Source organism: Campylobacter sp. RM12654 (assembly GCF_020137585.1).
Taxonomy (GTDB): Bacteria; Campylobacterota; Campylobacteria; order Campylobacterales; family Campylobacteraceae; genus Campylobacter_E.
In genome coordinates this window covers 1-7,136 of record NZ_JACGAR010000038.1, presented here as the reverse complement: position 1 = coordinate 7,136, position 7,136 = coordinate 1, and the positions used below count along the sequence as shown (strand labels likewise).

Sequence of the window (7,136 nt, the reverse complement as noted above, 5' to 3'; positions counted from 1 at the left end):
AATTAATTAAAAATAAAAAATTAAACCTTAATATCAATTAATTTTGTATCGCTTAAATCTTTTTTAAATTCTTTTGTAAAATCTATAAAATCACTTAATTTATCATTTGTAATTAACTCTTCTAATTTATCTTCGCTTATTTTTAAATTAATATTAAAATCTTTTAAGAGTTTCTTTTCATCATTTGTTAGACTTTTTAGGCCTTGATTTTTAAGTTTTGCTAAGGCTGCTAATTTTTTTAATTCTTCTAATTCTTTCTCTTTTAATTTATCTGTATTTGCAATCTTATATAAGCTAATAAAATCATTATTATTTTTATTATTAGATACTTCTATGTTATCTTCAAAATATCCCTTTTCGCCTACATTTAGAAATTCGCCAAATGTAATAATACCATCAAGATTTTTATCATTATTTAAACTAGCATTTAAAGCATAGCTAATATCAACATAGTATTCATCATTATCTGCTAAAAATTTACTCTCTTCATAGCCTTTTACATAATTAGTGATTATATATTCACCTTTATTATCTCTTCTATATTCAAGCCTTTCAAGTATAAAGTTTAATGTCTTTTTTCCTTCTTTATTGCTTAGCTCCCCATTACCATCAACATCAGCTTCAAGGAATTTTCGTTTATAAGCAATATCACTAAACCACCCAGCTACAAAACTTGCTGCGTCTTTATCTAAAATAGTGCCTTTACTATTAAAAATGAAATTATCTTCATCAAAAAATTCTTTTAATCTATTGATATTATTTTCACTAAGTTTTACTCCGATATTACTTTCATCAAATTTAAAAAACACATTGTAATCTTGCTCTTTATTTGTCTTAATCTCAAAATTATTTATATTTATTGCATTTTTTATATTATATAAATCAAAGGAATTTAAAGAATTTGAATTAATTTTATCTTGCCAAGCTATAGGCGTATTTAAATAGTTTCCTAGATAATGTCTCATAAAAAATCCTTTAAAATTATGACTAAATTAGATCTAGCTAATTAATCAAGACATTTTTAAAATCATATAGCTATTTTTTACACTTAAAAAGCAATATTAAAGCACTAATACTTTTTAAAATATACACTAACATTCGTAATGCAAATTAAGTTAATACATTAAAAAATGATTTGAATTATTATAATTTGATTTTAATTAATACTATTATTATTTTATTTAATGTTTTGATATATTGTAACTTTTAGTAACAATTAATTAAAAATAAAAAATTAAACCTTAATATCAATTAATTTTGTATCGCTTAAATCTTTTTTAAATTCTTTTGTAAAATCTATAAAATCATCTAATTTATCATTTGCGACTAATTCTTCTAATTTATTTTCACTGATTTTAAGATTAAGACTAAAGTCTTTTAAGAGTTTCTTTTCATCATTTGTTAGACTTTTTAGGCCTTGATTTTTTAGCTTTGCTAAGGCTGCTAATTTTTTTAATTCTTCTAATTCCTTTTCTTTGAATTTATCTATATTCATAATTTTATAAATATTACCACTATCAATTTTAATTCGCTCATCACTTGATTTACAATCAGCTGTATATTTATGAATTTTATTTTTACCATCAGCTCCTAAATATTCGCCAAATGTTATTATTCCATCAAGGTTTTTATCATCATTTAAACTAATATTTAAAGCCTTGCTAATATCCATACTCTCGCCCTCTGGCAAAGCTACCATACTAGGTAAATATGTGCCTATGATTGCACTTGAGATTATTTCTTCTTCAAGTGTCTTTTCATTTACTACTATTTCGGCTGCTTCACTAAATACCGTAAATGTATATTTAAATTCCTTGCCCGTTAATTCTCCATCGTTATTAATATCAGCTGCTAAGAGATTTTCTCTATAAGCAATATTGCTAAACCATCCAGCGACAAAACTTGCTGCATCTTTATCTAAAATAGTGCCTTTATTATTAGCAATGAAATTATCGCTATCAAAAAAATCTTTTAATCTATTTAGATTTTTTTCATTTATTTTTACACCGATATTATCACTATCAAATCTAAAAAATACATTGTAATCTTGCTCTTTATTAGTCTTAATCTCAAAATTATTTTTATTTATTTGATAATTTAAATCTTTTAGCTCTTTTTCTGTTAGCTCGTGCTTTTTAACATCAATTTTCCAAGCTATCGGCATATTTTTACTAGCACTTATATCGTGTATCATAAATAATCCTTTAATATTTATTTAAAGGATTATAGTTTATTTAGGATAAATAATTTAATCAGTTTAAATTCCTTAACCTAAGCTTGAGATTTTTTCTATAATTACTCCAAATCCTTGTCTTGCTACAGAGCCTACGACAAAATCACTAATTAAGGCATTTTCTCCACGAATAGTATCATCAGGTATTATATTTGAGATACTAACGCCTGTTCTTTTTGAAATATTTTTAGCAATTAATTTCCCATCAATATAAAAATCACTAGCACCTTCGCCACGCCTAGCACGAGAATGCTCAATTCCTACTGCTTCTTTATGAATTCCTTTTCTAGTTTTTAATATTCCTATTATTTTTTTATCATCTCTTATAACTTTGATTAAATCCTTATCTTTAAGACCTAGTTTTGCTGCTGTATCTTCGTGTAATTCAATGTAGTTTGAATATTTTAAATGAGTTAGTTTTGAACTAGCAGCAACTAAACTTGAATATATATTTGATTTATACGAAAAGGCTTTTAGATTTAACTCATCTAATGTGGTATTGTTTTTAAATCTTTGTTTTACAAAATAAGGAACTCCACTATAATTTTTCCCAGTTAAAGAATCCTTAGTAAGTGCTAAATCTTCGTTATAAATAGCTACTTCTTTTTTGTATGTTTTTGCTAAGGAATTTTTGTTATATGCTTTGTTTTTGCTTTCAAATTTTCCACCCCTTGCCATACAAAATAAAGCTTTTTTATAGTGTTTTGGGCTAATTTCTTTTAATTCTTGAATGAATGGTAAGTCCTTTATCTCATCTTCGTTTATTTCATAATCAAATCCACCATCAAGTGCAACATTTATAAAACTTCTTAAATAATAATCACTCGGCTTATCAAGGTCAAATAAATTACCTTCACTATCGCTAATTGCATTTTTGCCAAATCCTGCTAAGCCTAATTTTTTGCCTAATTCAATTATAAAGCTATCCATACATACGCTTTCATTATTACTAAACTTAACATTAGGAGAATTTAAAATAGGAAATCTAAAATGACTAGCTTTATTCAAAGCACCACCCCAAGGATTAACAACGCCCCAAGTCTCATACATAACGCTATCAGGAACTATATAATCAGCAAACATACTTGTTTCGTTTATGAATGGGTCAATTGCTATGAATAATGGTATTTTAGAGCTATCTTTTAAAGAATTTTTAACATTATTCATATTACTAGCATAAGCAATATTAGCATTCCAAGAAAGCAATATATCTATTCCGTAAGGATATTTTAATGCTGCATTTGTGATTGCGTCGGTGCAAATTGCATTAGTTAGTGGATACCAAGGTAATTTTGATGGATAAGGGTTTTCGTTGTTTTTGATTTTGTTTTTATATTCGCTAGTTGCTTCATAAGGTTTTTTAGTTTTATCAACCCTAATTCCACTAGGTTTAATTTTGCCTTTATATTTTGCTAATTCAAATTCTCCTGACAAATCATTATATTTACCCCCACCAGCACTCATTCCACCAATTTTATTTAAATTCCCAAGCAAACCAACTAATTCTAAAATAGCATAAGCTGTATAAAATCCATTAGTTTGCATAGTCCCGCCGTGCAAATCAAATGCTACTTTATTTTTATATTTTTTGATTTTTTCTAATAAATATTCATAATCTTTTTTACTAACGCCACTATTTTGCAATAAATCATCTAAAGAATTTGAATTAACACTTTCTTTTAATTTGATAAAACTTGTTTTAACCTTTATTGCTTCATCATCTAAAGTTATTATTCCATCATAATAAATATTAGCTTTTTTACAATCTTTTGCACTTATTAATCCTTGCTCGTTAATAACCATAATTTCATTATTAATTCTTAAAAATTCTCCTTTTTTATAGTTTTTATAATCATCTTCAACGACTAAATAAGCAGCATTAGAAAAACTTACATTGTTTTCATTTAAATTAGTATAAGATAGATATTCTTCATCATAAATTTTTTGATTTATTACATCTTGTAATAAGGCTAATGCTAAAAACAAATCCCCACCAGGCTTTATAGCAATCCATTTTCCTACGCTAGATGCACTTGAAGTAGAATTTGTAAGTATTGGGGTTATTGTTGCGTATTCTAAATTATTGCTTTTTCTATTTGCTATTTTTAATCCTTGTCTTTTGAAAGGATTTCCAGCTTGAGCAGGAGCACTTGCGAAATTAATCAAAAACTCGCAATTATCAAAATCAGGTTTTAAGTGTGGGTATTTATCAAAATCATTTAAAAAAGCAGCCATTCCAGCTCTCATAGAAAGACCGCAAGTTGCTGTATGTCCGTGAAAATTGATAGTTCCGAATGATTTTTGAAATCTTTCTTGAAAGAAATTCTTTCTTCCTTCATCTCCTGTTGCGATTATACATAATCCATTTGCTTTCTTTCCAAATTCAGGAGCATTTTCATCTATTAAATCAGTATGATTATAAACTTCTTTAAATCCTTTTACATAGCCTTCATTAAACAAATCTCCGCCATTTACTATCTCATCTAAAAATTTATCAGGCTCAATACTTTGCCATTTATTTTCTCCCCTTTTTCCAACTCTTTTTAGTATTTTAGTTACCCTTGCTTTATCATTTAATTTATCAAATACTAAATTACCCCTAGCACAAACACTTGAATGGATTTTGCCTTGATTTGTGAGTAAATAACTATCTTTTATACTAGTATTCATATTAAGCCAAGGGTCGCTTGATAATAAACTATATGGATTGCCAATAACTTTTAAAACCTTATTATCTAATACTTTTACCCTAACACCACAATGAGTAACGCAACCATTACAAACACTTGAATAATACTTGCCGATTTTTGGATTTAGGCTATTTGCATATATGCTATCGTTTGTTTTTGTTTGTGGTTTTATGATTTTTTGTATTGTTTCATTGTAAAAATAAGCCCCTGCTATGCCTGTTATCCCTGATGCTATTAAAAACTTTCTTCTACTCACTTAATTCTCCTTTTATTTGTTTTTCTAATATGCTTACTAAAAGACAAAACAAACTTATACAAATTAGCCAATTGCCAAATACAGAACCTAAACTATCACTACCTAAGATTTTTGGTGTGTATGTTAAAAATCCACTCATAATTTTTGGCATAGAATTTCCTGCAAAAACTACATTAAATTTAAAGCTAAAGCTATAAATTATCATAGACAAAAATGCAAGTAATAAAAAGAATTGATTGTTTTTTAATCTTGTAAAAAGATTTATTAAAATAATAAAAATTAAGCAAAACTCAAGTATGAAAATCTCATAAAATCTAGCCATAAATACATATTGATATAGCTCTTTAATTTCTTTATTAAAACCAAGCATAAAGCTAAACCAAAATAATCTTAATAATAAATCACATACTATTAAAGCACTAGCAAGTCTTATAAAGATAAAAAGATTGATTTTATAATTTATAATTTTTGAATATATAAATAAGACTAAAGCACATATTCCAACACCGCCTACACCGCCATTTGCAGCAAATAAAAGTGGTAAAACAGGTGTATTCCAAAAACTAACTCCAACACTTGTTCCTAAAATATATCCAGTGTATAAAGGAATGCAAAAAGATACAATAAGTGTGATTATTCCTAATTTTTTAGTATTTTTATTGTTAATATGCTTATATGCTAATAGTATTAGTAAAATAGGGTAGGTTATAAGTAATATAATTCCTATTTTCATAGCTGAAGTTGATAGATTACCCCAGCCATTTAAAAAGATTTCAAAAACTCTGCTAGGTTGTTTTAAATCATCAATTAAATTAAAAGGAATTGCACATAAACAAACAAAAGAAATTATCATTGAAAATAGGGCGATATTTTTGTAGTTTTTCAATCCAAATACTAAATATAAACTAGCACATAAAAACGCTCCAAAACTAGCCCCTGCTATGAAAAAATCATTCACAACATCTAAAGCCCAAGTTCGCTGAACGCTAAAACCTTCTAAAACCACAGCACTCATTTTATTCTCCATTCTTCTTCTAAAGCCAAATCAAATTCTTTTGAAATATCTTGAAACATTTTATGATTAGGATTGATTTCATTTAATTCATTGTCTAAATTAATATAAAAAACTTGTGGTTTAGTCCCAAAATTTTGCTTTAAAACACTTGTTGGATAATCTTTTAATATTTGTGAAATTTCACTTGAACTATCATTTAAATCGCCAAAAATTCTAGCCCTACCAACACAGGTTTGAACACAAGCTGGTAATTCATTATTATCTATTAAATGCACACAAAAAGTGCATTTATCAGCTACTTTTGTATTTTTATTAATAAATCTTTTATCATAAGGACAGGCATTTACGCAGTAACTACAACCCCAGCATATTTCATTATCTACTAATACTATTCCATCTTCTCTTTTAAAAGTTGCTCCTGTAGGACAAACGCTTACGCAAGGTGGATTTTCGCAATGATTACAAAGTTCTGGCAAAAATGCCTTAAATACTTCATCGCTTTTGCTTAATTCATATTCAGTAACAAATGTTCTAAATTGTTCGTGGGGGACTTGATTTTCATTGATACAAGCAGCAGTGCAAGCTTGACAGCCGATACATTTTCTAAGGTCAATTAGCATTGCATAGCGTTTTTTGCTATCTCCTATATATCTTTTATCTTTTTTATCTATACCATTATTTTTTAGGCTAAAAGCATAACTTGATGAAGCTAATGTGGTTGTAATAAATACTCTTCTATTCATATAAAACCTTTTGATTTAGATTTTAATGAGTATATTTTTTGATTGTATAATTAAAGTTAAAATTTAATAATAAATTAAGGTTTAAATATTATTGCCTAATTTTGGTTTGTTATTATCAATAAGTTTATATATAAATTTTATATAAATTTTTATAAGAATTTAATAACCATTAATATTTTTTTTAAACCTACCGATATGG

Annotated in this window: 5 protein-coding genes; all 5 read right to left on the bottom strand. The window is 26.7% G+C overall.

The features are described from left to right. Positions 1 to 20 precede the first annotated feature (20 nt). The 5 genes from AVBRAN12654_RS09000 to dsrO all read right to left on the bottom strand — a co-directional run bounded on the left by AVBRAN12654_RS09000 (position 21) and on the right by dsrO (position 6,937). Complete coding sequence (locus tag AVBRAN12654_RS09000) at positions 21 to 965, bottom strand: hypothetical protein (RefSeq protein WP_336614336.1); 945 nt, start codon at positions 963 to 965, stop codon at positions 21 to 23. Positions 966 to 1,234: 269 nt separating this feature from the next. Further along, positions 1,235 to 2,194 carry a hypothetical protein gene (locus AVBRAN12654_RS08995; RefSeq protein WP_336614335.1) on the bottom strand — a complete coding sequence of 320 codons (960 nt, stop codon included), beginning with the start codon at positions 2,192 to 2,194 and terminating at the stop codon, positions 1,235 to 1,237. Positions 2,195 to 2,266: 72 nt separating this feature from the next. Next, positions 2,267 to 5,179, bottom strand: coding sequence for a tetrathionate reductase subunit TtrA (locus AVBRAN12654_RS08990; protein ID WP_336614334.1), 2,913 nt, complete (start codon positions 5,177 to 5,179; stop codon positions 2,267 to 2,269). After that, a complete protein-coding gene (gene nrfD, locus AVBRAN12654_RS08985; protein ID WP_336614333.1) occupies positions 5,172 to 6,206 on the bottom strand; it encodes an NrfD/PsrC family molybdoenzyme membrane anchor subunit in 1,035 nt (344 codons plus the stop codon). The genes AVBRAN12654_RS08990 and nrfD overlap by 8 nt, the downstream gene beginning before the upstream one ends. Continuing rightward, positions 6,191 to 6,937: a sulfate reduction electron transfer complex DsrMKJOP subunit DsrO gene (dsrO, locus tag AVBRAN12654_RS08980; protein WP_214119706.1), complete on the bottom strand. Its 747-nt coding sequence runs from the start codon at positions 6,935 to 6,937 to the stop codon at positions 6,191 to 6,193. The genes nrfD and dsrO overlap by 16 nt, the downstream gene beginning before the upstream one ends. Positions 6,938 to 7,136 lie beyond the last annotated feature (199 nt).